The organism is Allocoleopsis franciscana PCC 7113 (genome assembly GCF_000317515.1).
Taxonomy (GTDB): Bacteria; Cyanobacteriota; Cyanobacteriia; order Cyanobacteriales; family Coleofasciculaceae; genus Allocoleopsis; species Allocoleopsis franciscana.
Genome location: NC_019762.1, coordinates 1 through 25,982, shown reverse-complemented (window position 1 = coordinate 25,982; position 25,982 = coordinate 1). Strand labels below are relative to the sequence as shown.

Genomic DNA, 25,982 nt, shown 5'->3' with positions numbered 1-25,982 from the left:
CACCAACTCAATGAGCCGAGTAATCGCACTGTTCAATCAAGCCGGTGGAGTTGGGAAGTCAACCCTGACGATGAATTTGGGCTACCACTTGGCTCTTCTCAAGCAGAGAGTCTTATTGGTAGACATGGACCCCCAAGCTTCCCTCACCGTATTTATGGGATTGGAACCATCAGAACTAGATAAAACAATTTACGAAGCAATTCTGATTGGAGAACCCCTGCCGATCCATCAAAGCATTCACAACATGGATTTGGCAGCAGCCAACATCAACTTGAGCGGAGCCGAACTAGAACTCGTCGTAGCAGATATGCGGGATGTCCGACTAAAAGAAGCTCTCAAACCACTTCGGAAGCACTATGATTTCATCTTAGTGGACTGCCCTCCTTCCCTCGGCATCTTAAGTTATATCAGCCTAGTGGCTGCTACCCATGTGCTAATTCCAATTCAGACTCAGTACAAAGCGCTCAAAGGAACCGAACTGTTGCTCAATACGATCGCCCGCGTGCGAAGTCGAGCCAATCGTCAGCTAAAAATTGCGGGAGTGATTCCCATGATGCACGACGCGAGGACGGTGCAAGGTGAAATGAGTTTGCAGTCAATCCAAGAACAATTATCTAAAATTGGAGCAATTTACCCGACTATCCCGCGTTCGGTGGCGTTTGTTGATGCCTCACAAGAACACGTCCCCTTGGCACTTTACAATCGCTCACACCCAGCGGTGGCACTCCTAGATCGAATTGCCCAAAGCCTAACAGTTCTGTAGATGAGTCGAAGAAAGCGATCTCCTCAGCCTTATCAAATCAAGGGAGTCGATGCTCTATTTGGAGAACAATCCTCCACTGAGGAAGCGGCTCAACGGATTCCTCTGTCCCAAATTCGCTTACCCCAAGCACAGCCCCGCCGCTACTTCGAGCCACAGGCGATGCAGTCTCTCGTCGAGTCCGTCAAACAACACGGGATTCTCTCACCCCTGCTCGTTCGCCCCAAAGGACAAGACTTGTACGAACTGGTTGCCGGGGAACGGCGCTATCGAGCCGCTGTTTCTGCCGGACTCGATGAAGTCTCCGTCGTCATCCGGGAACTGACAGATGAAGATGCCCTGCAACTTGCTCTTTTAGAAAACCTCCAGCGTGAAGACCTCAATCCGCTTGAGGAAACCGAAGGCATCCTGCAACTGTTGGCGTTGAAATTAAACCAAACCCCTGAGTCGGCGATCGCCCTGCTCAATGCCGCTGCACACCCGGAACGAAATTCTGTGGATAACGTTATCCACAGTCCGGAATGGCAGACGGTGATTGACGTTTTCACCTCAGTCGGAAAGTTTACCCCAGAGAGTTTCCGAACCAATCGCCTCCCCTTACTCAATCTTCCAGACGACATTAAAGAGGCGCTTCGCTCTGGTCGCCTTAGCTATACCAAAGCTAGAGCGATCGCACGAGTTAAAGGTCAGCTTGAGCGCCAGGAGCTATTGGACGCGGCTATCTCTGAAGATTTATCCCTCAATGAAATAAAAGACCGCATCAAGAGCCTTCAGCCCACCAATGTAACGCTCGATGAGGGACAACCTGCCTCCCTCAAAAGCCGTGTGGATAAAGCTTACGCCAAAATCAAGAAGTCCAAAATTTGGGATGACCCCAAAAAAAAGCGGCAACTGGAAAAACTCTTGGCTCAACTGGAAGCGCTATGCGTGAAAGTGTAGAGCCATAGGCTCTTGAGAAAGCTCTGATGACTGCTAATTAGCTGCATTCACGTTCAAGACAAATGGCTGGCGAATTGCTCCAAGGAATCCACAGAGAGTGCTACCTCCACCAAATCTTCCAGTTGATTGACATCAAGTGCTTGCAAGAGAAGCTCCACTTCTGGTGTAACCGTCCCAAAGCGAGTCGTGAGCAAACGTAACAACTGCCTCATTGCACCCTGTTGGAGTCCTTGCTGCCCTGCCGCTTCCTCTGGCAAGGGGACAAGATTACCCGTCTCGTTATAAAAGCGCAACCACACCGCTGTCTCTCGGTAGAGCGTTCCCGACCACGTTCCCAACCACAAGCCTAACGTCTCACTCCAAAGCCAGCCTTGCTCGTTGGGTGTCAGTGGCTGATAGCGGTCAGCTGCATCCAAACTCCAACCCTGCAACGAATCCGGGTCAAACGGGTTAAAAACAAAGTAATCCCTCGTTCTAAACACCTGCTCGTAAAGATCTTTTTTCGCTCCTGTATCTATCTGGGCCGTCGAGGGCGACATCAGTTCGACGATGACATCGGGGTAACGTCCATTTTCTTCCCAGACCACCCAACCTTGACGAGGGTAGGAACCATCAATATTGAGGACAACAAAAAAATCTGGCCCTCTAAAGTCTCGATTCCTGGCTTGAGCACTGCTGTAGTAGATGAACATATTACCCCCCGCAAAGAAATCATTGCGGTCAGAGTACGCCTGATTGATGGAATTAATCAGGACGTTCATGGCATTGCGGTGGCGATTCGTTTCCAAGGGTTCACCGTCATCGAAAATTAAATCAGTGGGCGGCATGGGGGGTTCCCAACCCGCGATCGCTTCTCTTACCATTGCGCTAACCTCCTACGGTTAACTACCTTTATAATTATCGTTCTTACGAATCGTGATGCGTAAAGCCCCCGTACTGTGCGCTTCCCAAAATCAATCCTCATAGGGAACGTGCAGCAGTTGGACGGCTCGGCGCTTGGCGTTCTCCCCACGCAAGTCGTATTTTAGGCTGGTGGCAGGATTGGAGTGTCCAGCCAGACGGCTCACGGTTAGGACATCGGCACCGGCTTCCAGGAGGTTGCTGATAAAGGTGCGACGGAAGTCGTGAGGAGAAAAGGCAGCTACCCCAGCTTGCTCCGCTCGTTTGCGAAGAATCACCATCACCGCCTGGTCTGTCATTGCCTTAAACTTAACGTGACCACCTCGCCTGACGGCACCCAGGAGAGCGCCTGGTTCATCACCTCTTACCTCCAGCCAAGCCTTGACGGCTGCGATCGCACCCGGAGGCAAATACACTGTACGGAACTTTCTCCCCTTCCCTTTGAGAACTCGCAATGCGCCCGTTTCTCTATCAAAATCGGCAACTTCAAGAGCCACTGCCTCAGAGCGACGGATACCAGAGCCACTGAGAATCGCAATCAACGCCGCATCACGAGCGCCAATCAGTGAAGGGTCATTCTTGCAAACTTTAAGGAGGGCAGCAATCTCGCTCTGCTTCAAGAGCCTTCCTCTTAAGGGCGAGTCCCCCCGCACGCTCTTGAGGTCCACGGCAGCATCATAATCATCGGCACTCATCAATCTCAACCGCCGAGTTTCTTTAAGCGTCCGCCGCAGGGCACAGAGCATTCGGTTAGCGGTGGCAGGTGCATACTGTTCCATCAGCACCGCTCGGATGGCTGCTGTATGTTGGTATCTTAACTTTGACCAATCTAGGGACAAAGCATCACATTGACCGTTTGTTAGTAGGCGAGCAATGACATTTAGAGCTTTGCCCATCGTGCGCCGACTTCCTTTGGTTAAGCTAGAGAGATAGACGGCAGCGGGATGAGCTGTGAGCGGGGTAGGAGTGGTTAGCACCAACTCGGATTGCTCTGTCGATTGCTCTATCTCCGTCATGAAAGTCGATGCGCCTTGCTTGATTGGGTAAAGACCTGTTTCCATAACTTATCACCCAGCGCTCCTCTAGCTACAAGCTCTTATCGGCAATGCAGGATTAGCGGGAATACTCTCATCAGAAGGAGAATCTAGCAAGCTATTGTGTCATGGAGTGCGATTGCTCACTGGAAGTTCAATGCGCTAGCGTCTAAATTCCCTGACCTAGCAGACATTATTGAGGACGCGAAAAAGCTGATTAGCTCTTCAGAAGTTTGTTGCCGTACTGGGCTAGTATAGTTGGGTAGTAGGTTCCAATCGCCTACGGGTGCAGGTAACCAAGTTAGGACGTAGGTGTGACCTTCTTGGAGAACCTTCCAGGAAAGGCGTCGAGAGTGTTGGCGGCATTGATAACCCTGCTGCCGGAGAGCCGCACAAATATTTTCGCCTTCACGCTTGAGGCGAAGCCAGTCGCAATGCTTCATCGATATTTTGAGTTAGATTAGATAATGAATCGGAATGAGCTCTCTTGGTGTTGAGGAAAGGCGAGTTCTCTGTTGTAAACAGGTTGACAGCTCCTTTTGGCTAGGAGATTAGAGCAAGCCAACCGCTACCTTAAAGCGTGAGGCTTCTTGAAACAAACGCTCTCATGACAGCTTATTCGAGTGAGCGCTGTCGCAAATATTGGTCAAATTGTGCTAGTAGTTGCTGGGGAGTTAGATTAAATGTTCTTAACCACCAGTCTATGAGTGCTAGAAGGCGTTGAGGTCTATCCCCTGGAATTCGATGGGTTTTAGCGGTGGGAGCACACAACCAGTGCTGTACTGTCGAAGTGGACACTCCACACAGTAGCCCAATCTCGCTGTAGCTCACGGGTGACCAGATAATGGCAAAATCTTGGGGGGACATGCGACCCCACAGCCAATTCTGGAACGCTGCTGTCTCTTCATCCTCTCTACTCAAGGAACTTACCCCCTGAAGAGTTGAACTCATCCAACAGTTCGAGGTCTTTCTCAAAAGCCCAATCTTCTTTACAGAAGGGATAGCTAGAGCTATTGGGATGCAGGCGTATAAGGTAATGCCAGCCCGTTACTGTGTGGACGGATTCAGTTGTCCACACGCGGGAAACAACAACTCCGTAGTCGTGATCTTCAACATAAGCCCAAACGACGTTGGAGCCAAGAGAAAACTTGGGGAGATGCTGTGGATTACCTTCTTCTTGTGTCAGCACAATCTGTCGATTAGTCATGGCTAACCTCAAAGTTGTCGGATTGCCTTCTATTCAGCTCAAGTGCAAGCCTTGAGCTGAATAGAAGGGTCAAGAATTTTTGCCCAAAGAAGCTGTGTTTTCTCTACGCTTCTCTGCGGCAGGCGTTTTTGGGTTGATACTTGTTAGGATAGCGCTATAAACCTAAATGCACAAGAGCTTATAAGCCTATAGTCCTAAAATTTGTTGAAGGAGGTAAGAAGATGGATAATTATGCATAAATGCTCTTATGGAGATAATCCTACTTGTCGAACCCAAAGCACATCACCGTTCGCGTCTATCTGCCTAGCGAAGACTTTAAGCGGCAATTTCAAGCTGCCTGCGCGTTAGAGGGGCGTAAAATGAGTGATGTGTTACTGGAGCTGATGGAGGATTGGCTAGCACAAAGAGCAGGTTCCGATGACAAGTCAACTGGCAAGCGCGAGGAAGGGCAGTGAGGGATGACAAAAGACTGAAAACAAATTTTCACAACCAAGCATTCTTCGAGGGAGAACTATTTCCGGAAATAGTTCTCCCCCCTGCGATCATCCAACAAATAACAAAAAACCCCGACAGTTAAGACTGCCAGGGCTTTATGCAAATCTGGCGCTTGAGCGCAAATATCTTTTCCAGGGATAACGCTTAAGCGACCAGGGTATCCGCCCAAGAGGGGCGAAATGGATAAATTATGTCATTACAGAACGTCACCAGTGCCGTCAGCGCTGGTGAAAGCACTGAAGATTCAACAAATTGCAAGAATTTTAACTACAATTTGTCACCCCATTCTAACGAAGAGGATGAACCGCAAGCAAGTCTTAGACCGAAGCACTACCAGGAATGTATTGAAAAGCGGGGATTAAAGCCCGCTTGGATTGAGGCAAACTGTCGCTCGCTTACCGCAGAAGAAGCCACCCAGCGCCTGGGCTATACAGCCAAATCGGGAGGAATTTTGCTGGAAGGTGAAGGCATCCAGGTTCAGTTCCGCCCCGACAAGCCCTGGAGGAATGAGGGAGAGAAGAAAGCTGCGAAGTACCGTTCGCCGCAGGGCGACTACGACGCAATGCTGCCTGTCTGCCCCAATGACCCACGCTACTGGACTGACCTGGAAGCGCTTAAAGCAAAGTGCTACCAGATCGAAGGACATCCCTGTTTGTTAATTACGGAGGGTCCCTTCAAGGCGATCGCCGGTTGCTCAAACGACATTCCCACGATCGCGTTACTGGGAGTCGAAATGGGGATGACTTCTAGCAAGGCTGATGTTCAAGGTAAACGCTATCTAGTCCCGTCACTGGAACGCCTTGCTAAAGCTGGATTCGGCTTCATTATCGCGTTCGACGCTGATGCACTCAGCAATCCAGGCGTGATTTTGGCGCAATTAAAGCTCGGCAAACAGCTTCTAAAATTTAAAGTGCCGATATACTCCGCGACTGGTCTGTGGAGCGAGGAGCAGGGCAAGGGCATGGATGATTACCTCCAGGCGCATGGAGCCGATAAATTTAAGCGCGAGATTCTCGGAAAAGTTGTCAACCTTGAAGCATGGGAACGGCAGTTCGCCAATTCTGAAGCTGATGGAGACAAACCCTGCAAACGACCGCCAAAAGCGGCTGCAATGGCATCGCATCTTGCTGAGAAGTATCAGCAGTTGCTAGCTTGGCACGATAAGGAGCAATGCTGGTATTGCTATGAAGCAGAAGCACCCGGTATTTGGTCAGAGGAGTCCGATATTGCGGTAGGAGCGGTCATTTTAGCTCAACTCGAAGCCACAGTGGGACCAATCTTCGGGTCTGCCTATCTTGCTGATGTACTCAAGCTACTAAAGCATAAGCTGCTCAGAAAACGCTGGAATGAGCGAAATGGATTGATTCCCCTGATTGATGGAGTGTTGCGTAAAGACACGTTGGAGCTACTGCCGCACTCTCCCAGCTACAACCTCACCTGGAGCCTGCCGATTCGCTGGGCAGACCGCTCAATCGGCTGCGACCCCATCAAATCCTGGATGCTGGAAATCATGAAAGGCGATCGCGCTTTAGTTGAAGTTTTACGAGCGCTGCTTAACTGCGTAATCTTCGGTCGCGCCAACTACCAGCGGTATCTGGAAGCAATTGGTCCCGGTGGAACGGGAAAGGGTACGTTTTTCCGGTTGGCAACTGCCTTGATCGGCGATAAAAATGTGTTTCCGTCAACTCTCAAGAACTTGGAGGAAAACCGTTTTGAGCTGGCGGCAGCAGCTAAAGCCAAGCTGATTATTATCACCGAGGCTGAGAAGTATGGAGGTGAAGTAAATGTCTTGAAAGCTATCACGGGTGAGGACAAAAACCGGATTGAGATTAAAGGCAGGCAGCAAAAGTGCGGTGATGGTTTCACCTTCAAAGGATTCGTGATGCTATCAGCTAACGAACCCTGCCAGAATGCCGACTACACCAGTGGGTTGGAACGGCGGCGTTTGTCAGTTCCTTTTACTGTGCAGACGCCACCGGAATTCCGCCGCGACCTGAATGAGGAATTCCAGCCCTACCTAGCAGGATTGCTGGAATGGGTGCTGACTATGCCAGAAGCCGAAGTGCGAGCGCTAGTCGTCAACACCAACAAGTCTGTGCCAACGCTAGCCAAAGTCAGAGGCGAAGCATTGTGTGATGCCAACCCGCTGGCAGATTGGTTGGACAACTGTATCGTGTTAGACCCAGACAGCAAAACCTACGTCGGCTTGGATAACGCAGAGCGCACAGCCGACTGGCTCTACGCCAACTATACAATCTTTACTCGCCAAACCAACGGTCGCCCGATCGGACAGCGACGTTACACCAAACTCCTAGAGGATTTGTGCTGCAATCAGCTCAAACTTTCTGGAGTGAAGCGAGGACGCGATCGCGGAGGTTCCTACTTTACTGGGTTGAAAATTCGCACAGACCAAGATACAGCCCCCCGACCCATCACAGGAAACGAACCACCAGAACCACCCGATACTCCACCACCTCCTAATCCAACTCCTGTGACGGAAAACGAGGATGTTTGTGATGGATTTGTGACGGCTGAAACCCTTGATAGTGATGGATGTGATGGATGTGATGCTTTTCTGGAGGTTAATGAAGAGAATGAAAATTTCAGCGCACAGAGGGCAGATTTAGAGCCAACTCCAACTGAAGAACATCCATCACACGCACCCGTCACATCCATCACAACCCATCACAACCCATCACACCCATCACACGAACCTGACTACAGCACCTTCCCTCACCGAGCCAGCGATAATGTGCAGGCAAAGCGAAATCTGGCTAACAAAATTAAAGAACAGCTACTGTTAGCCCACAGTAAGGAGGAGCTAACCGCTGTCAAACAAAAACACGGTGAAAACCAAACCAACTGGGTCTGGCACAGCCTCCTGACCAATGCTGAGCGGGGAAAGGTAAGTGCGATCGCTCAAACGGAGCAGCTTAATTTACTCAGCTCAGCCCCAGGTCCTGCTCAGGTAGAGGAATCGACATCGGGGGCAGAATTGGCACAGGCTGTCGAGGTGTTTGCTTCAGGCGACAAAATATTTCACCCCGAATTTGGTGAAGGGGTTGTCGAGGAGCAAATACAAGATATGCTCTTTTGCCGATTTGCCTGCGGTAAGCGCTCGCCTTGGGTTTGGGAGGTGCGTACCACATAAACTTACGTGTGCTGGGTATCAGTCGTAACCAGCGAAAGCCCTCTCGCTGGCGAAAAAACCGAGCATCGGCGTAATAAAAGCTACTTCTGGTCAGAGATGGTCGTGAACCAAATTTTCTCATCTTGGGGGTAACGAAAAAGTCCCGGCAGGGTCGGGTGATGGTGCGATCAATTCATGGGGGAGAACTATTTCCGGAAATAGTTCTCCCCCCACCCTCGACCTTGTACGGGGGGTGTTTTTTGTAGAAGCGTGGAAATCACGTTGTTGGGTTATTTTTGTGCATACGCCGCCTGCTTGATTTTTCCTGACTGGATACAGTTCTGTGGTTTTCCTACAGTAGGAATAGTTTTCCTACAGTAGGAAAACTATTCCTACAAATTAAGCTCATAAAAACAAGGTTTCTATCAATAACACCTCTCGCTTTTTACTCGAATTACAAGAAATAATTTAGGATAATATAATCGAATTATTGGGGTAAAATAGTACATAAATACTAAACAAAAACCATGAAGCCCGAAACAGTTTTAGAAGCTTATCAACTGTTTTTTGAGTTACCAGAATCTCAGTCCAATCCCAGGCTTAAAGACAATCTGCGAACAACTCTGCGACGATTAGTGCTGCCCAGTTATGGCTTTACAGAGGTCGAGTTACGTAAAAATTTCGAGGGGTGTTTAGCAAAAGTTTCGCTGCGGCAGTTCCAAAATGCCGAGACAATATTTAACAACGCCCTTCTGGTTCAGCCCAACCAAGAGAAATCAATCTCCTACGGCTCTGTAAGAAATTACCGTTCGGCGCTCACAAGATTTTTAGTGTGGTTGCAGCAACAGGATTGGTATGGTTCACTTACTGCAATCGCTATAGCTGCTGACAAGAGTAATTTGGCACCCCCAATACGGAATGGCAGAACTATTGTTAAAGACCTGGCGGCAAAAAAACAACTTAATGACAAGTTTGAGCATCTCAACCCAGAGGATGTCCAACGGTATGGTCTTTCAGAAAAGGAACTTAACCGACGAGGAGCTACACAACTCAAAGCACTTCACAAGTTTTGGACGGATACAGAAGTCAAGGAACGCAAAGGACCTGCCATCTCAGCGGCGATGTTCAAAGCTTTTAAAGATGGTATCCTTTGCTTTTTCGGGTGGCTTAAAACTGAAAAACTGGAGCTACAAGAAAATTTCTCTCTAGAACTGATCGCCGACTTTGAACAATTGCAAGCTTTCATTAGCTGGGGCATATTGGAGCAGGGGAAAGATTATAACTGGGCTACCGACATAGCCAAGGTCGCGCTTTTAGTAACTCAATGGCTTAATCAACACTCAAAGCGCCATGATTTTGGAGATATTCCTCAAGTTAAACAACTACGGAAGTACATTCGTGAGCTAGAACTCGAAGCAAGAGTTGACCTCAAGCCTTATGCTCTCAAACTTGCCCAGATAACTGAGCCACTGAAAACACAACTACAGCATTTTCACAAGTTTTGCACGGACAAGGAAGTTCCGGCTAGAAAGACACGTCCAATCTGTGAGCAAACATTCCAAACCTATCAACAAGGCATCTCCTACTTTCTTGGCTGGTGTCACAATATTCAGGGAGTACCGCTAGAAGATCTTCGCCTAGAACAGATAACTTCCCTTGAGCTGCTCAAACAGTTTGTCGAGTGGGGAGTCAATCAAAGAGGGAATGGTTATGGCTGGGCTGCTCAGGTCGCCTACGCAGCTCTTGTTGTAGCTAAGTGGCTCAATCCCCAATCAAAGCGCAGAAATTTTAGTGATATTGAGCAAGTTGAAGACATCCGAGAGTATGTCCGCTATCTCAGAGACCAACACCGACATGAGGAGCCGCGCCGTAATTTAGATGAACAACGGATGACCTTTCACGAGGCTCAAAAAGTTGTCGAATATCTCAAACAGTGTTGCAGTCCTTTAGACAAGTACGGTGAGGAGCGCTCCGAAAGAGCTGTGATGAAGTCTTGGCAGCGTTACTTGATCGTAGCCATCTTTACTTACTGTCCAGTTCGTCAGCGAGAAGTTCGAGAACTGGAATTAAATAAGACACTGTTTCGGGAGGCGGATGGATATTGGGTTAAGTTGACCCAAAAACAGCACAAAGCTGGCAGTAAGACTTGTAAAGGAAGAGAATATCCGTTACCTCTTCACTTGACCGCCGATTTGGATGAATGGCTGCAAAAATGGCGACCGTTGGTGCCAACATCTCATAATTTAGTCTTCATCTGCATGGGTTCCAATCACAGTCCCTCTAGTCGTGGGAACCCCTTAACTGCTGGTGATATGAGCGATTTAGTTTCGGCTGCTGTGTACAAAGCCACTTCAATTCTCTTCGAGGTTCCTCGCCGCACATCGCCACATATGTTTCGTCGGATTGCCATTACTTATCAGCGTCGCTATGGTCGCCCGGAACAAAAAGAGGCTCTCGCCGAGTTGATGGGGCACACTGTTGCTGAAGCCGATCGCACTTACAATGAAGAGACGAGCCGGGAGAGAACGCTCAAAGCATCAGATTGGTGGAAACTTGAGCCGCAGCCAAGGCCGCCCCAAACAGGTGACTCTACACCGCCCCTCGTCAAGGATTGGATTGAAGAAGATGAGCTTGAGCTGAAACACCTGCACTCCAAAACCTACTCAAATGACAATCTAAGGTGTCTGCGAGACCAAGCGTTGCTTGTCATCTGGGCGTTACAGGAACTGACCGGGGCAGAAATGCACCGACTTAATGTAGGTGATTTAGTTGAACGGGATGGTCAGTTTTGGTTGGAAGTGGCTAGCAATAAGGGGAGCAGAACTGTGCTGTTGAAGACGGCGATCGCTCATATTGTGCAGCGTTACTTGGAAGCACGTAAAGCCGTAGGAGAGAGTCTAACAGAGGACAGTCCTCTATTCATCGGGATTGGCAACCGCTCAGGAGGAGACCGTTTAACTCCTTGGAGCATCAGTTTCGTTGTCAAGCATTATCTAGGACCAATTTCTCAAATTAAATCTGTTGATAGTAAGCAGAGCTACCAAAGGCTGCTTCCTTGTTGAACCGTTTCTCAACAGTAGCTTCGGTCGAGCCTGAACTCTCGTTCATTAATGTACGTTTTAGCCCAAAATGTGCGAGCCTGTAGTGTCTAATTTTGGACACTACAGGCTCGCAACAGAATAAGATCTTGGAATTTGTGGAGAATCTGGGGATGGGTCATGATTGACCACGATCGCTTGTTCAAAGAACTCCTGTCTACCTTTTTTGTGGAGTTTATCGAGCTATTTCTGCCCGATGTCATGGCTTACTTGGAACCGGAGGAGTTGACGTTTCTGGATAAGGAAGTGTTTACCGATGTCACGGCAGGAGAGCGTTATGAAGCCGATTTACTCGTGCAAGCTCAGTGGAGAGGTGAGCCATCTTGTTTCCTCATCCATGTAGAGAATCAAGCCAAAGCCCAAGCGAACTTTGGCAAGCGAATGTTTCGGTATTTTGCTCGGTTGTCCGAGAAGTACGATTTGCCCATTTATCCGGTTGTGCTGTTTTCTTACGACCAACCAAAACTTGCCGCAGCCAGTCAGTTCCGAGTTGAGTTCCCCGAATTTCGAGTGCTGGAATTCAACTATCGCGTGATTCAACTGAATCGTCTCAATTGGCGCGACTATTTGGGACAGGCGAATCCAGTGGCGAGTGCCTTGATGGCTAAGATGCAGATTGCGCCGGAAGATCGTCCCAAGGTGAAAGCCCAATGTCTGCGGTTGTTGGTGACGTTGCGGTTAGACCCAGCGAGGATGCAGTTGATTTCAGGTTTTATCGATACCTATCTAAGCCTTACGGAGTCGGAGGAACAAGCGTTTCAGTCGGAACTTGGTAGGATTGAGCCAGAGCAACAGGAGCGGGTTATGCAGATTGTGACCAGTTGGATGCGAACGGGGATTGAGCAAGGGAGACGCGAGGGAGAAGTCTCTATCGTGATGCGGTTACTCAAGCGTAAGGTTGGGGAACTTAACCCAGAAGTTGAGACGAAAGTTCGGGAGTTGTCAGAGAGTCAATTAGAAGCGTTGAGCGAAGCGCTGTTAGATTTTACAAGTATTAATGATTTAATTTATTGGTTTGACCGCCACGAGAAACACGGATTAATCTCGATTATCTTGCGTCAGCTTCAGCGTAAGGTTGGGGAATTTGAGCCGGAGGTTGAGGCGCAAGTGAGGGGATTAGAAGTAGCACAGTTGGAAGAGTTGAGTGAGGCGCTGTTAGATTTTGAGCATCTGGGGGATTTAACGGATTGGTTGAGGAATTTGGAAAGGGGAGAGGAGGGTTGAGCGTGCCTTTATGCGATCGCTCTCGCAAGGAGAGCAAAGCAGCTCGCGATTAGTGTCGTCATTGTCCCAACTAGACATCTCTCTAATCCAGACAGTCTTGTCTTACTCTCACTACTGGGGGCGAGTGCGTCGATAATAGGTGCTGCGGCTGATTCCTAGAGACGCACAGATGTCCGTTTTTGAGACACAGACAGATGTTGGCTTTACACCGTAAGGTGACACTTATCATGCCAAACCCCCTCTGACTTGTTTGCTTACTTGAAAGTGAGAAAGTTGAGTTGAGGCATCACTGATATCTGTTGCTATCTCTTACCGAGTACTTTTGCATCATTTGCTCAAACGCCTCCTGCAAGTCAATACCTTGGGAGTTAGCAAGGCAGATGACGGTAAATAGAATGTCTGCCAGTTCGCTGGAGAGTTCTTGAGCCTGTTCGCTGTTCTTTTTCTGTTTGGGACCGTACAGATGGTTGATTAGTCGGGCAGTCTCGCCTACTTCTTCGACCAAGCGTGCCAGCATTTCGTGAGGACTCCAGTATCCCTTACCGACTTCAGATACCCAATTATCAACCTGTTGCTGGACTTCTCTTAGAGTGTAATCAGCCATTGTGTTCCAACTGGTGAAAAAAACTCAGTGGTTTCAATTTACAGCTCCGGCATCTGCAAAGTGGAGAGCAGATGGGATTCACGGGAGGAAATTTGAGTATTTTACTTATGTTTTTCTGAATTTATCGCAAATTATGGTTATTTTTTCTTTGCTTTTTTCTTGTTCAAATCTACTTAATCCATTGATTTATCTGTTTCAATAAATTTTGTAAATCGGGAAAATTTTGAAGCTCTTGACTATCGGTAAAAGCTAAATAGTCCTTTACTCGGTATTCCTCTCGCTCTAAGGTTTTATTAAGGCTGTACTCCTGTGCTAGTACTGCTCTATTTCCCATCTGCTGAGCCACGAGTTGTAACTTCGGAAGCGCAGTCGGGTCAGTTATTTCTACCATCAGCTCGTCGTTATAACTTAGCCCACCATTGGTGAAGTTAGCACTTCCAATCAATGCTCCTATGGGAGTCCAGAGCAACTTAGCGTGGAGTTTATCTAAGTAGTATAGTTCAGCTCCCTTTGCCTGTAGCATTCGACCAATACGAATAGTTTCCGCGTGTACGGTAGTTGCACTAGTTAGCTGCTCAATCTCTGTATTGAACTCCTCTATGACCTCTTCGATAATGCCGTAACCTTGTAAATCTTCTTCTTCCTCTCTTTCCTCCAGCAAGCGTTTTCGTAAGTCAATCTTGTATGCTAGACGCTTAAGTGTCCTAAAAGGGATTAGTTCTCCTGGAGGCTTAGTAATTACGCGGAGCCTGTGTTGTTCAGCTATACGGGTGAGCAATTGGCTCAATTCAATTTCCTCTCTTTGCCCACCCAGCAAACTGGCAAAGTCTCCCAGTTGAGCGATCGCTAAACGAACATCTTTAAACCAGGGGGTAATCAGCCAAACCTCACCCATGGCATCCAGCGAATCCACGAGCAACTTGGCTAAACCCCTAGAAAGGGTGGGTTCTGGATAGTTACCATAAACTTTCATGTATTTCCTTGGTAATAGAACACCTGTTGCCCAATAAAAGTTTCATGGTCGAAGTCCCGCTTAATTCTTTCAAATCCCTGATTTTTGAGCTGAAGCCTATAAGCGTCATCGGGTTCGCCTTGATGTTCGAGGATTACATAACCCCCGTTCTGCTGAGCGATCGCCACCAAGTTTTCAACAGGCTCCTGACCGTATTCACGAGTCAGTTCTTGGGTCAAAAGATGGCGAACCATTTTCAAGTAACGCCGAGAAATGGTATGACGCATCACATCAATATGTCCATGATCGCAACTAGCTGCCAAACAAGCTGGACAGGCATCCACACAAGTACTCAGACTCATATTCTCAACTTGAGCCAGGAATCGGTCTAATGCATTTGCCGTGTCCTCCGAATCTTCATCCTCTAAACCTAAGTTTTGGGTATGCTCTTCATACCTCTGCATCAACTGAGCTAGATAAGGATAGTTTGTTGGCTCCTGTTGAACTTGCGTGGCTGCGTAACCTGCCAGTTCCCTTGGAGTTGGAGGTCGCTTAAATCTCTCAGCCAAGGCATCTTCCAGATGCAGCAACTCACTTTGTAAGCCAATGCGGCGCAAGGGTTGCCCTGCAATGCTCAGCTCACTGGTGAGCAATCCAGCTAAACGCTGGAGTAAAGGATCATGATCCTTATCTTTAACCTGTCCCTCAACAAGAGGGAAAAGAAAATCTCTGGGGTTTGGTCTGTCCTGTGGTTCGGATTGGAAAAATGTTTCTTGGAAGTTCAGAAGTAGCTGCTTATTGTCTCGTAAAACTCTCTTCAAAAAGTCTTCTTCATCACCTACGGGACACGATAAAGTTACTTCCCACCAACGCTTAAGTAAATGGGTCGGATTTTCTTTAAGTACCTCTGATGCGAGCCTTGTCGCCCCATTACCATCTTGGTTGCGTTCGTAAACGTAAAAGGAAGTATCCCAAGGCTTTTTCCCGTAGGTTAATTTTAGTACACTGTGGCTGCCTATCTCCTCATCACGAGTGCTACCTTCTGTCAGAAACAGATTCCTTGTTGCCTGTTTCAGTGAATGAACTATGTTGTCCATCAAGTAGTCCAAGATTTCAGGTTTCTTACCGAGTTTAGAGAAAACCTGCTCCTCCAAAAGTTGTCGAGTATTTGAGGGTGTTGGTGGTTCTTTAGATGGAGTTGTTTCAGCTTGAAATGCGGTTATATCAAATAGCGTGCCTTGAATGGCACTATCACTCTGAGATTCAGTAAGGCTATTGGAATAGGTCAGAGTTGAAACCAATCGCTCTCTAAAGTCTTCAGGAAAAACTCGGTGGTCACGCCAGTACTTGGTACGCACCATATCTACTAGATTATTCAACCCATCGGGATTAGTCAGATCGTTTAAAAAAGTTTGCCACTTCTCCGTTCCCGTCGCTCGTGACTCCGCACGCATGGTTGCAATGATGTCTGCTACTTTACGCAGGTCGAAAGCAGTTAAGGGATGTTCTACTCCCTTTGGTTGCCAAGAACTCGACTTGAGCAAGAATCGAAGGTACTGGTCTTGTAAGTGAGTCTTGCGTTTAGGATCATTCCATATCTCCTCGAACAAAGACTCAGCTACTTTGCGTAGCTGTTCGTATGAATAGGGAACCCGTACTCCCTCGGTTTTCAAGTCATAGCCGTATAGGGTGGGCTTCCCATCGTGTTCGCTAATGTATCTAACTGTGTTTTGACCCATCCCCGCGTGCGGGTCTTTCCTGCCTTGACGTAGCAACTGCTCATCAGGCAGCAACCGAATACGAGCCTCAGCTCCGTATTGAACTTCCCAGACATTGAGCATTGAGCGATTTTCCCCGACTTCGCCATAGTAGAAATCCAGATTATCGACCAATCCTTTGAATAGGGGTGGCAATTCTAGTCTGTGCCGAGGCTCTACTTCCTCTTGCTCTGCCGTATTTACCTTGACCACGCTGAAAGACAAGGGGTAGCTATTAGACTCTGGGGAGACTGAACGAACCTTGTCTGGATAAAGCTTGTCAAGCTGTTCCCTTTTGCTTCCAAACCTCAAATCTACGCTACCGTCAGGCTTAAACGCACCCAACCATTCAGTATTCGGATGCTTTGGATCATTAACTAAGTCCTTACCAAAATCCCACAGTTCCAAATAGCGAACTCGATAGAAACGCTGCGGTACAGCTTGAGTGTAAACTTGCTCTACATTCAAGGGTAAGTAATCTTGCCAATTACTCCCCCATACTTGATCAAGCTGCTTGAGAAGCAGAGAATTGAAGGGTCCAGGATTTTCCGAGCGTCTTTCATACTTATATCGCTCCATAGCTACTGCATTGGGCACTGGTCTTCCTTTAAAATTTTCCTTTGGTTCTACAAAAGCAACTAAGGGTCGCCAGTAAAGATGGTAGCGAGGGTTGTAGCGGCGCGTGATCTTGCCGGGAGCCAATTCTAAGAAAGCAAGAGAGATATCCTCGTCTGCCCCTGACCAGTTTTCTGGCTCCCCGCCTCCCGAAAACATGACCCGAACTGTAGGCAGATTGATAGAGCTAAACAGGTTGTCCGGTAAGTCTGGACAAATCTGGAGCAGATTGTTGTTTTTTCCAAAGTTATAGCGGATATCATCTTCAAGCATCCGCTTTTTAAACCAATCCCAGATCTCTCTCCAATTAGGGTGAACTTTTTGAAACGATTTGCCTGTTACACACTTGTAGGCGTACTGAAGTTTCTGCCCAATCTCGGATTTATCCAACTCCTGCTGTATTTCGTCCAAATGCTCTTCAACACTGCTGAATTCCCCCCTGAGTAAGTCTCGTCGTTGTCTGAGACGCGCCAACTCATCAAAGATTAGGGCGATGGTTTGAAATTGCTGCACAAAATAGTTATCGACGTTGAGAGGTGGGCGATACTCGGAAGGATCGTAGAGGAGTTGCGGGTTCTGATAATAGAAGGCATCCTTGTAAGAGTTTTGTGAGAGGGTGACCGCAGTGATAGGACGGTCTTGGAGGGAACGACCAGCCCTGCCCTTCTTTTGCACGAAGCTGGCTGGGTTACGAGGGGCGTGGTGCTGCATTACAAATTGGATGCTGGCGTCGTCGTAGCCAACTTCTAATGAAGTAGTAGCAAAGATGATGTCTTGCAGCAGAATTTCGATATCTCCTTTACCACTACCGCTGTACACGGGAAAAGGCATTGAAGTGAGCGATCGCGCTTCTGTTCCGGGTTGGCGTTGTGTGGAGTATTGATCGAGGTCTTCAGCATCAAAGTACCAATATTCACCATCGAGAAACTCTGGAGAGGTTAGTACGTCTTGGCTGAAGTTAGACCGCTGAAGTCTGTAGCGTGCTAGATTCTTGTTAGTTTCGGCATCGTGGAACTCAAGTGCTAACTTTTTGACTTTACTGATAGAGTCTTGAAACACGAGGCTTTTGAACTTAGGGGGTTCTTTGCCATCTCTGTCTCGCCGACGCATATTGTGGGCGATCGCCATGATCGTCTGGATTGCTGTTGAGGCATCTCCTACAGGTTTGCCACGCGAGTAAGTTTCTGGGCGAATGAACAGGAAATACTCTCGTCCCTGAGCATCTTCCATGTCCTTCTCTTCATCTGGTGAAATCTCATCTACATACGGAACCCCGCTAAGTTCCTGCCAAAACTTTTGAGGATTACCAATCGTTGCACTCATCCCCAACATCAGTGGGTATTGCCAAGATTCTCCATCATACGAACGCATTGCCTGTTGTAGTCGATGGCGTAAACGGCGAATCAGCAAGCCAATCTGAGCGCCGTGTATAGTGTCATAGAGGTGAATCTCGTCGAATACGACAGCTCGTGGAGCGCAGAAATTTGGTGGAAAACCTCGGCGAGTTGGTAAGCCGAAGAAATCATTGAATGCAGCGTCCATCAACCACCGATGCAGCATTTCAGTGGTGATAATTAGCACGTCTGGTGGGTTGCTTTGAATAGCGCTGCGCGTAGCCTTAAAGCCCTCCAACTCCCAACTGCTGTCAGCAGGTTTTAGGGTACATTCACCATTGGCTAGGTTGACTGCATAAACAGGCTCTCCGTTTTTGTCTGTGAAGTACGGGAGTTGGTATTTTTCATCCTGCTTTTCCCAACCTCCACGCTGGGGTTTTTTGTCTTTCTGGGGTTTTCCCTCTTTCCAGTATCCATTACGCAGTTCCTCGTCATTTAAGGGAGTGTCACCAAAGACAATTCCTACAGTCAAATCTTGGTTCGATACTCCACTCCTTGCCATTCCATAAACTTGCTGGTTAATGGAAGCTACATACTGGCTGAGTCGCTCTAACTGATTTTTGGCTAAAGTCTGCCGAGGATAAACTAGGATGATTTTACATCCCGCAATATTGTTCATCTTCTCCTGCAAGGCTCCAAGCAGCAGAGGAAGTAACGCAGCTTCAGTTTTACCACTACCAGTGTTGCCAGTAATTACATATCCCTGTCCTTTACGTTGGAAATATTTCTGAGTGATTTGCTGCAATGCCCGTTCTTGCACACTGGTTAGTCTTACTTCGTCTAGTTTTATGTTTAGTGCTTTACAAAAACCCTTTTGAACAGCTTTGCGAGCGTTATCTAGATGCTTTAGCCCAAGAGTTTTACTGTTTTTAAATAACTGTTTGATAGTTTCTTGAAACTCAGTCTCACGCGCCAGCCTGCGGCGATCGGCAAACTCAACACGGATAGATTGGATTAGATAAGGTGCGCTTTGGGCATCATTAAGGCGAAACCGTTGCTTAACATTCTTGAGGAGTCGGACAATCTCGCTAATTCGTGAGCGATAGTGATTCTCATCCAGCTTCAGCACCCACCTTTGCTCTTCTAGACTGGCTAACCCTTCTTCTAATGCAGCCTCGTCCAAGTTCTCACCCTTTTCTTGGGCACGCTGTATTATGTCAGCCTTTGTAACATAGGTTTCGTAGAGACCAAAGTTAATCCGCTCCTGCTCAATATCCTCTAGATGACGCAAAATGAGTTGGTCGGTGTTTTTAGTGTTAAGACTCATCATTTTCTAGGGTAAGTAGATTGCTGAGGCGATTCAAAGTTAGCCAATGTCATACCGTCACCACCGTCTAGCTGCCGTCAATTCTTTTCTTACCCATATTTGAACGGGCGACTTGGCGATGCTCTAGTAACTCGCCCAAAAGCTGACTTTGCTTGTCAGGGTTCTCCCAATCATTGATGAATCGTTTCAGGGCGACGCTAATCATATCCTGCACAGTAGGTGCAGCACTCTGGTGTTCACTCTCAAGTGAAAGCCTGATTTGGCGTAGCGCTTCGTAGAGTTCACCCGGTACACGGACTGTTGAAGACAAGGTTTGATTGCCTGAAGGGGGTCTCACGCATTCTAGTCAGCTTGACAGAACCCTTGCTACCATGTATACATGACTGCAACTTAAAAAAATCTTCTCTGTTCCTTTACCAAAGGAATTAACAATGGAACTTGTGCTTCGAGCTGTGCCTGTACAACGAGGTCTACAGAGTGAGCATCAAAGCTATGTTGGCAGTCTGTTCTTTGGGGATGTCGCTCGACTCCTCAACGATGGTCACCTCTATGTCCCGAACGATCCGGAGTTACCAGATTTTGCCCAGCGGAAACTGAACCCTACAAGGGTCAAAGCGATCGCCCAGTACATTCTGGATACCTATCAGGAAGGCACTACATTTTTTCCACCGATCTGCATCAACGTTCAACCCCTGCCTACTTATAAAGATGGCAGTATCTTTCTTCCTTACCATGCAGTTACATTGCGCCTGACGGACGGTCAACACCGTTGCTTTGGAATTCGTCAAGCTCTCAAAGACATTCAGGACAAGCAATTGGAGTATCAGGTTCTCTGCCAACTAGAACTCGGAGTATTGCTCTACGCAGCTCTGTCTTTAGAGGAAGAACGTCAAGCGTTTCGCGATCAGAACTTGCTAGTGCAAAGACCCAGTGTATCCCTGTCTCATACCTTTGATCGGCGATCGCCTGTCGTTTTAATTGCCAAAGACTTGATTAAGCGAGTCCCCCAGTTTCGCAACAATGTGGAGATGGTTGAGAATAGCATGGGCAAACACAATCCCAAGTTAATGACATTTTCTACCTTGGTCACAGCTACCCATCATATGTTCCCAAATCTGAAGTCTAAGAAGGATTTGGAGCCGAGAATTGATTGGGCAGCAACATTCTGGGCAACAACAGCAAGCGTTCTACCTAACGACCCTTGGAGAGCTAAAAGTAAAGAAGAACGTTCTGTGCAAAGACAGGAGTTACTGGCAGTCAGTGCTGTTGTATTCCAGGCGTTGGGAATGTTGGCTCGCGAACTCTACTTAGAGGGCGTACCGGAGGAGGAGCTTGTTAAGTGGTTGGCTAGACTTCAAGAGATAGACTGGCGACGCTCTAACGAATTGTGGCGCGAGCGAGGAGTAACGCAAGTTGGCGCGACGGTCGAACCTATTATTTCCAATACAAAAACAACAGTGGATGCGTGTTACAAGGTACTGCGTGAGTTTGTTGGTATTGCAACGGTGTGTGGGGCTATCTTAAGGGATATTTCATAATGGACGTTCTACAAAAATTGTCGTTTTAAGGTGCGCTCGCAGTCTATATGAAGGAAGTTGAAGTAATACGCAAAACGCATCAATTTCTTAAATCGCAAGGATTAGCTCAAAAGCAAGTAGTGCGAATTTATACTGATGCTCATCACACCTTACTTCCCTATAAAGAATTACAACCATTCCAACGCTTTACTTTGGATATGGGAGACTTTGTGCTTTATCCTGACTTAGTTGGTCAACTGGATGATGGAGAATCAATCTTTGCTGTAGAAGCCAAGGGCGATAACGATCTACTCAAGGGACTAGCACAAGCTGAAATGTATCAAGCTGGCTTTCACTATTCTTTTCTAGCTGCGGATGCGACTATCTTGGGAAGCAGTATTCTTGAATTTGCTCGTCGTAAAAATGTAGGTGTAATTAGTGTAAGTGATAGTGTAAAAATTCCCTTCTTTCCAGATGCAAGAATGCCTCTGCGTGAACCTTATCACTTCATCTCCCGCCAGATGGAAAGTGTTATTCAAGTAACGGGGCAACAAACTTTTAAGTTAAACCTTCCTACGCATTACCTAGTATGGGCTATTGCCTTACAGCCAGGTGTATCTTATCCTTTGAATGCCTTAGTTAGTCAGCTTGCCGTTTATCATGAACTGATAAAGAAGGACTGGCGCGGAGCTTTGATGGGGGCGCAAAAGCTTGGAATAGTCAGCTTGTCTGACAATTCAGTCCGGCTAACAGCTATTGGTACAGCAGTAAAAGCTATATTAGCAGTTAGTGTCACAGAATGGCGGGAAATTCATGAAGTAGTAAGAACCAGAGGAAGCCAGGGAATAAGATTGATTGATTACCAACCTCAAGCAGCAGCCATACTCCGAATTTTACTTTTCCAAGACCCAATGGTACGTCTTGTTATTGAAGGGTTAAAGACTTTTTCTGATTCTGATTATTCAGCTTATTTTACTGAACTAGCAGTAGCTTGCGATCGACTAGATCATGCTCGTGCCCCTATATTTTTTCTTAAGCCTGAGTCGATAGAATCTTTAACAGACGAACGAGGTTATATACTGTGGGAAAAGGCTAAAGGTACCGATTATAGATCAGTAATGTTTCATCAGTATAAAAGTATTCTCATTCACGCAGGAATTTTATTTAAGACTAAATTGGGACCATCATCAACTAAAAAATACGAACCCAAGGATAAGGATAATATCTGGAAACTAAATCCTTATATCTGTTGTTCATAAGACAAAGACAACAGTTAATGCTTGTCATAGAATTTTCCGCGAGTTGACTGGCATTACATCAACTTCTGGTATTCTTTGATAGCTTTGTCCAACTACTTCCTGCAAAACGTTTCTATTACTAAAACGTTCTGGTTCATAGCGAGCATCCCACCAGAGCCAAGTTGTAGAATCAGCCCAAACTTTATGTTTTTGAAGAACTTCTAGCCGAGTTAGTGCAAGACCTCCTAAAACGAAATCAGGACGACTCCATGTCAAAAGTTGATCGAGTTCCTGAACAGATAAACCAAACTTCCATCCTGATGGTCTGCTTTTATCAGCTTTCAGTAAACCTCCAAGGGCTACATATTCATAACCAATATCCCGGTAAGCACTAATCAAGGGAGCTAAAAAGCTTTTAGGGGCATCATAATGAGGTAGTAAACTATCTAATGTGGGAACAGCTTTCTCAGGCCAGTTATAAAGAGCTGAACCAACTTGAACAACTCCAATCAAAGTATAAGACCTGGGCTGGCTCCAATATTCTTCCCAACTGAGTCTAGCTACATATAAAGATAGAAGTGGCTCTTTAAAGATATCAGGCGCAAAAACATAATCAGGACTAAATCGATCGCAGCGATTGAAGTAATGTTTGATATTTTGTCGTAATTTTTGTTCTGGAGCCAAGCGAAGCTCCCGCACCCATCGTTCATCTTTAAATTGGCAACCCTTTTGAAAATACCAAGGCACATCTTGGTTTTCAAAAATTCCACTGTCAATGAAAAATGGCTTACCGATATCCCGAATTCGAGCGAGTAACTTATTGTAGCAAGTAATCGGTGCTAAGATTCCATAATTGCCTTCGAGCTTCTCCAGTTTTTTGAGTAAACCCAGCCAGTCTACTGAAAAAACGGGTAAAAATTCATGCTTCATAGCACTATCTTTAAAGCCTTTTGCATAAAGTTTATTTTAGCTTTTTCTCAAAGCTAAAAATCAAGTTATCAATCAAGTTAGATTTTTGATTATCTGCTTAAAACGTTGATAAAAGACATAAGTGTTATGAAAACCTCGTCTGCGATTACGATTATTTCCTCGGAAAATTACAACTTCAACCTGAATCTCTTTGCAAATTGGACAATCACAACTTTTCCAAGGAGTATCTTCCAGTAATTTCCGGTACATGACTTCATGCTTCGCCCGACGTTTCGCTTGAGCTTTGGGGTCTGCCTTTCCATCGCGAGGAAGTTCCACTAGCTCATCGTAAGCCAAAACTTTCTCAAGCGTTTCGTCTAAACTTAAGTTTCCTGTATCAAACTGCCGTAAAGCCTTTAAAGCATCCTGCTCCAAGGATTTCAGAGTTTCTCGTTTAGCGACGCCAGCTTCTAGTAAGCGCCTTACCCTTACCCCATATCCATCGACTGGAGGAACACGAATAGCTGCGTACTTTTTACCTGAAAGGCTATTGTAATTATCCCCAGAACCTAACCAGGCTCTACGCAGAGGACTCGCTGAGTCAAAGCTAGTAATTCCTAGATGCCGAAATGCTGGAATTGCGTTCATTCGAGCAACTCCAAATAAGTGCAATCGAGTGTTAGGAGTCAAATGAGGATGAACTGCCTTTAAAATCTCAATAATTTGCTTACTTGGTGTTCTTGCTAGTCCACCTAACGCTATATAGTCATACCCCATCTCAATACAAGCTTTAACTGCTTTAGCATAGGTTTCTGGATTCCAGCCTTGAGCTGCACCCATAGGCTTAAATTCATATCCTCCTGCTCTATGCTTTCGCAGAAAATCATCAGCATTATGAAGAGTTAAGTCATAGCGTTTTTCTCTCACTCCTGGTTCAGCAAAGGGACCAACAATTAGATGGTCTACACTTACTCCATAATTAAATCCTCCTTTTTGATAGTAATCCAGAACTTGCTCTGAAGTATAAGGTGGAACTTCTTCTTTGATGTATCCAAAAGCTCCACAATCTCCCATTACCTTACCTGAGAAACGAATATATTCACGAATACCAATCTCGTCTACTTTAGCTTTTTTCTTTTTACTTTTATCAATAATATATTTAGAGACTAGAATCCCATCATAGTTAGGGATATTGTAAATTTCGTGGGCATAAACGTCATCTGCATAAGTATCTCTTCCTGGGGGCGATATATCGTTATAAAAGTCATAATTTGGATCGACTTTATCATCCCACTCCGGAATAAAATACTGCATCCCTAAATGAATATTAGGAGCCGGAGGCAAAGGGGGAATTGCCAAAAATTCTCTATCTTTCTCCTTTAACTCATCGTTCGTTTCTGTTGTCTGAGACTTAACCTTGAGCCGTCCCTTTCTCCCGTTCTTCCCTACAGGTTGCACTCTTTCTACTTCAAGCGGTAACTCCAGTTGCACGAAATCTGTATTAATAACTCGCTCAAATTCTTTCGGCTCTCGATAAATCGTCTCCAGCAACTGTGGTTGCTTCGCAACTTTCTCAAGCCCCCGCTTCAATAAAAATCCCTTCAAACCCACTAATCCACAGTGATAGCGCTTTGCTTCAGCATTAGAAAGAGACAAAATAAAAGTCCTTGCTGCCAAACCTTGAATATGAGTAGCAGTAGTTTTTGAGGCTAAAAATACAAGAGTTTGGTCGGGCGACGTTTCAACCGGGAGAGAGAGCGAGCGCAAATAGTTTTCCCCCAGCAGCACAAACACTAGGTCATAGCCCGCGATCGCTTTTTCAAAAGCTTCCCTAGCCCCCAAGAACTTTGCCCACTCGCCTACCTCATAGCCCTTCATCGTGTTGAAAGTCACTTCATAAGGCACAATAGTTTTGTCCTCTGGGATGACGCCATAGCCAGCAGACAGAATCACTACGTCTACAGCTTCCCGTCCGAGGGACTGACGCAGCAATTGAACCCCTTCCATTGCCCGTAGGTGCTGCTGCCCCGTGTACATCTGACCCGCAGGGCAAGCGAATTGAGTGAGCTGTGCCTCTCGTTGTTGGAGTCGAGCTTTTTCCTTAAAATCCTCTAAGGTCAATTGATTTTCAGGTTTGCAGCGCTTCTCCCCAGTGCAAGAGGTTACGACTAAGACACGGGGGTAGCCCATGAAATCTCCTTCTAGTACAGCTAAGATTGAGGATACTTGGTCAGCCCCTTACTGGATCTCTTCCCCACTTCAAGAGACAATAAGTGGCTCCATTTAGTAAGCATCTGGTAAGCATCGCTCCCCGCCCCTTTTCCAATTGGAAGCGGTATCTGTCTATCCTCTAACCGAAGTTTCATCATATTAGATTGTTTCTCCAAGAACCACTACTCAATCGCCTTCATACTCGACCCAACTGTTGGGAGTCTCCGAGACAACCACTTTGAGCCGCACGTCGTCAGGAACCCGCTTTTTGGTCTCTTCGTAAATGTACTGAGCAATCATCTCTGCCGTCGTTTCGTACCCTTCGGGCAAAACCTCATTAAGAACCGAATGATCCAATCCTCCCTTGGTCATGTCTTGCTTAGCCCAGCGCAAGCTTCTGAAGTCGGCAACCATAATAGGATGGGGACAGTATTGCGAGGGGTGAAGCTTCGATGAGGTTGCTTCAACTCGCACTTTATAGGTGTGTCCGTGCATCCGACCGCAAGACCCGTCATAGTCTTTGATAAAGTGGGCACTATCAAAGGTAAACTCAGTGACCAGTTTCCATTTGGGCATTCGGCGTCTACCCCCTACCTAATTTTTTTAAGTGAGTAAGATTGTCACCCCTCGATGTGAGCAGTCATCTATGATATCTCACTCGTAGACCGATAACGATGAAGCTTGCCACTCAGATTCGCGGTATGCTGTCAGTCAAGCTAAGTGTGCCACAC

The 25,982-nt window shown here is 46.8% G+C and carries 20 protein-coding genes; 8 read left to right on the top strand and 12 right to left on the bottom strand.

Translation table 11 applies throughout. From position 1 onward, the window contains the following. The first annotated feature begins 10 nt into the window (after positions 1–10). Positions 11–763: a ParA family protein gene (locus MIC7113_RS32725; RefSeq protein ID WP_015211604.1), complete on the top strand. Its 753-nt coding sequence runs from the start codon at positions 11–13 to the stop codon at positions 761–763. Continuing rightward, on the top strand, positions 764–1,699 hold the full coding sequence (locus MIC7113_RS32720; RefSeq protein ID WP_015211603.1) for a ParB/RepB/Spo0J family partition protein: 936 nt from the start codon (positions 764–766) through the stop codon (positions 1,697–1,699). A gap of 53 nt (positions 1,700–1,752) precedes the next feature. Here MIC7113_RS32720 and MIC7113_RS32715 read toward each other — a convergent pair whose 3' ends face one another. The 5 genes from MIC7113_RS32715 to MIC7113_RS32700 all read right to left on the bottom strand — a co-directional run bounded on the left by MIC7113_RS32715 (position 1,753) and on the right by MIC7113_RS32700 (position 4,840). Continuing rightward, positions 1,753–2,562, bottom strand: a complete 810-nt coding sequence (locus MIC7113_RS32715) for a Uma2 family endonuclease (protein WP_015211602.1) — start codon at positions 2,560–2,562, stop codon at positions 1,753–1,755. A 90-nt stretch (positions 2,563–2,652) separates the two neighbouring features. Then, positions 2,653–3,615 carry a tyrosine-type recombinase/integrase gene (locus MIC7113_RS32710; protein ID WP_015211601.1) on the bottom strand — a complete coding sequence of 321 codons (963 nt, stop codon included), beginning with the start codon at positions 3,613–3,615 and terminating at the stop codon, positions 2,653–2,655. 161 nt (positions 3,616–3,776) lie between these two features. Beyond that, entirely contained in the window at positions 3,777–4,076 is a 300-nt protein-coding gene (locus MIC7113_RS35730; protein ID WP_015211600.1) for a hypothetical protein, read from the bottom strand. A 172-nt stretch (positions 4,077–4,248) separates the two neighbouring features. Beyond that, positions 4,249–4,554 carry a hypothetical protein gene (locus tag MIC7113_RS32705; protein ID WP_041781611.1) on the bottom strand — a complete coding sequence of 102 codons (306 nt, stop codon included), beginning with the start codon at positions 4,552–4,554 and terminating at the stop codon, positions 4,249–4,251. After that, on the bottom strand, positions 4,547–4,840 hold the full coding sequence (locus MIC7113_RS32700; protein ID WP_051056036.1) for a hypothetical protein: 294 nt from the start codon (positions 4,838–4,840) through the stop codon (positions 4,547–4,549). Before MIC7113_RS32700 ends, MIC7113_RS32705 begins: the two co-directional genes overlap by 8 nt. A 263-nt stretch (positions 4,841–5,103) precedes the next feature. On the opposite strand from MIC7113_RS32700, the gene MIC7113_RS32695 reads away from it, so the two are divergent. From MIC7113_RS32695 to MIC7113_RS32680, 4 genes are all read left to right on the top strand, one after another. Then, positions 5,104–5,295, top strand: a complete 192-nt coding sequence (locus MIC7113_RS32695; RefSeq protein WP_041781610.1) for a plasmid partition protein ParG — start codon at positions 5,104–5,106, stop codon at positions 5,293–5,295. Positions 5,296–5,525: 230 nt separating this feature from the next. Then, complete coding sequence (locus tag MIC7113_RS32690; RefSeq protein ID WP_015211598.1) at positions 5,526–8,486, top strand: DUF3854 domain-containing protein; 2,961 nt, start codon at positions 5,526–5,528, stop codon at positions 8,484–8,486. A 506-nt stretch (positions 8,487–8,992) separates the two neighbouring features. Next, on the top strand, positions 8,993–11,527 hold the full coding sequence (locus tag MIC7113_RS34135; protein WP_015211597.1) for a tyrosine-type recombinase/integrase: 2,535 nt from the start codon (positions 8,993–8,995) through the stop codon (positions 11,525–11,527). A gap of 156 nt (positions 11,528–11,683) precedes the next feature. Next, the gene (locus tag MIC7113_RS32680; RefSeq protein WP_015211596.1) at positions 11,684–12,787 is read left to right on the top strand and encodes a DUF4351 domain-containing protein; all 1,104 of its coding nucleotides are present in this window, start codon (positions 11,684–11,686) and stop codon (positions 12,785–12,787) included. Positions 12,788–13,073: 286 nt separating this feature from the next. Here MIC7113_RS32680 and MIC7113_RS32675 read toward each other — a convergent pair whose 3' ends face one another. From MIC7113_RS32675 to MIC7113_RS32660, 4 genes are all read right to left on the bottom strand, one after another. Next, complete coding sequence (locus MIC7113_RS32675) at positions 13,074–13,391, bottom strand: nucleotide pyrophosphohydrolase (RefSeq protein ID WP_015211595.1); 318 nt, start codon at positions 13,389–13,391, stop codon at positions 13,074–13,076. A 169-nt stretch (positions 13,392–13,560) separates the two neighbouring features. Then, complete coding sequence (locus MIC7113_RS32670) at positions 13,561–14,364, bottom strand: phospholipase D-like domain-containing protein (protein ID WP_015211594.1); 804 nt, start codon at positions 14,362–14,364, stop codon at positions 13,561–13,563. After that, on the bottom strand, positions 14,361–19,379 hold the full coding sequence (locus MIC7113_RS32665) for a DEAD/DEAH box helicase (protein ID WP_015211593.1): 5,019 nt from the start codon (positions 19,377–19,379) through the stop codon (positions 14,361–14,363). The genes MIC7113_RS32670 and MIC7113_RS32665 overlap by 4 nt, the downstream gene beginning before the upstream one ends. Positions 19,380–19,443: 64 nt before the next feature. Further along, a complete protein-coding gene (locus MIC7113_RS32660; protein WP_155898321.1) occupies positions 19,444–19,686 on the bottom strand; it encodes a hypothetical protein in 243 nt (80 codons plus the stop codon). A gap of 121 nt (positions 19,687–19,807) precedes the next feature. On the opposite strand from MIC7113_RS32660, the gene MIC7113_RS32655 reads away from it, so the two are divergent. Together MIC7113_RS32655 and MIC7113_RS32650 are read left to right on the top strand one after the other, a co-directional pair. Beyond that, positions 19,808–20,914, top strand: coding sequence for a DNA sulfur modification protein DndB (locus tag MIC7113_RS32655; protein WP_015211591.1), 1,107 nt, complete (start codon positions 19,808–19,810; stop codon positions 20,912–20,914). A 47-nt stretch (positions 20,915–20,961) separates the two neighbouring features. After that, positions 20,962–22,152, top strand: coding sequence for a hypothetical protein (locus MIC7113_RS32650; protein WP_015211590.1), 1,191 nt, complete (start codon positions 20,962–20,964; stop codon positions 22,150–22,152). 24 nt (positions 22,153–22,176) lie between these two features. Here the strand turns inward: MIC7113_RS32650 and MIC7113_RS32645 are convergent, their stop codons facing one another. The 3 genes from MIC7113_RS32645 to MIC7113_RS32635 all read right to left on the bottom strand — a co-directional run bounded on the left by MIC7113_RS32645 (position 22,177) and on the right by MIC7113_RS32635 (position 25,827). After that, complete coding sequence (locus MIC7113_RS32645) at positions 22,177–23,061, bottom strand: hypothetical protein (RefSeq protein WP_015211589.1); 885 nt, start codon at positions 23,059–23,061, stop codon at positions 22,177–22,179. Positions 23,062–23,133: 72 nt separating this feature from the next. Then, positions 23,134–25,230: a tRNA-guanine transglycosylase DpdA gene (gene dpdA, locus MIC7113_RS32640; RefSeq protein WP_015211588.1), complete on the bottom strand. Its 2,097-nt coding sequence runs from the start codon at positions 25,228–25,230 to the stop codon at positions 23,134–23,136. 207 nt (positions 25,231–25,437) lie between these two features. After that, a complete protein-coding gene (locus tag MIC7113_RS32635; RefSeq protein ID WP_015211587.1) occupies positions 25,438–25,827 on the bottom strand; it encodes a 6-pyruvoyl trahydropterin synthase family protein in 390 nt (129 codons plus the stop codon). Positions 25,828–25,982: the final 155 nt, after the last annotated feature.

Coding starts and splice junctions, on each gene's coding strand:
- MIC7113_RS32665 (WP_015211593.1), bottom strand. CDS start 19,379: ATGATGAGTCTTAACACTAAAAACACCGACCAACTCATTTTGCGTCAT.
- MIC7113_RS32655 (WP_015211591.1), top strand. CDS start 19,808: ATGGAACTTGTGCTTCGAGCTGTGCCTGTACAACGAGGTCTACAGAGT.
- MIC7113_RS32635 (WP_015211587.1), bottom strand. CDS start 25,827: ATGCCCAAATGGAAACTGGTCACTGAGTTTACCTTTGATAGTGCCCAC.
- MIC7113_RS32710 (WP_015211601.1), bottom strand. CDS start 3,615: ATGACGGAGATAGAGCAATCGACAGAGCAATCCGAGTTGGTGCTAACC.
- MIC7113_RS32670 (WP_015211594.1), bottom strand. CDS start 14,364: ATGAAAGTTTATGGTAACTATCCAGAACCCACCCTTTCTAGGGGTTTA.
- dpdA (WP_015211588.1), bottom strand. CDS start 25,230: ATGGGCTACCCCCGTGTCTTAGTCGTAACCTCTTGCACTGGGGAGAAG.
- MIC7113_RS32690 (WP_015211598.1), top strand. CDS start 5,526: ATGTCATTACAGAACGTCACCAGTGCCGTCAGCGCTGGTGAAAGCACT.
- MIC7113_RS32675 (WP_015211595.1), bottom strand. CDS start 13,391: ATGGCTGATTACACTCTAAGAGAAGTCCAGCAACAGGTTGATAATTGG.
- MIC7113_RS32715 (WP_015211602.1), bottom strand. CDS start 2,562: ATGGTAAGAGAAGCGATCGCGGGTTGGGAACCCCCCATGCCGCCCACT.
- MIC7113_RS32700 (WP_051056036.1), bottom strand. CDS start 4,840: ATGACTAATCGACAGATTGTGCTGACACAAGAAGAAGGTAATCCACAG.
- MIC7113_RS35730 (WP_015211600.1), bottom strand. CDS start 4,076: ATGAAGCATTGCGACTGGCTTCGCCTCAAGCGTGAAGGCGAAAATATT.
- MIC7113_RS34135 (WP_015211597.1), top strand. CDS start 8,993: ATGAAGCCCGAAACAGTTTTAGAAGCTTATCAACTGTTTTTTGAGTTA.
- MIC7113_RS32650 (WP_015211590.1), top strand. CDS start 20,962: ATGAAGGAAGTTGAAGTAATACGCAAAACGCATCAATTTCTTAAATCG.
- MIC7113_RS32725 (WP_015211604.1), top strand. CDS start 11: ATGAGCCGAGTAATCGCACTGTTCAATCAAGCCGGTGGAGTTGGGAAG.
- MIC7113_RS32645 (WP_015211589.1), bottom strand. CDS start 23,061: ATGAAGCATGAATTTTTACCCGTTTTTTCAGTAGACTGGCTGGGTTTA.
- MIC7113_RS32680 (WP_015211596.1), top strand. CDS start 11,684: ATGATTGACCACGATCGCTTGTTCAAAGAACTCCTGTCTACCTTTTTT.
- MIC7113_RS32720 (WP_015211603.1), top strand. CDS start 764: ATGAGTCGAAGAAAGCGATCTCCTCAGCCTTATCAAATCAAGGGAGTC.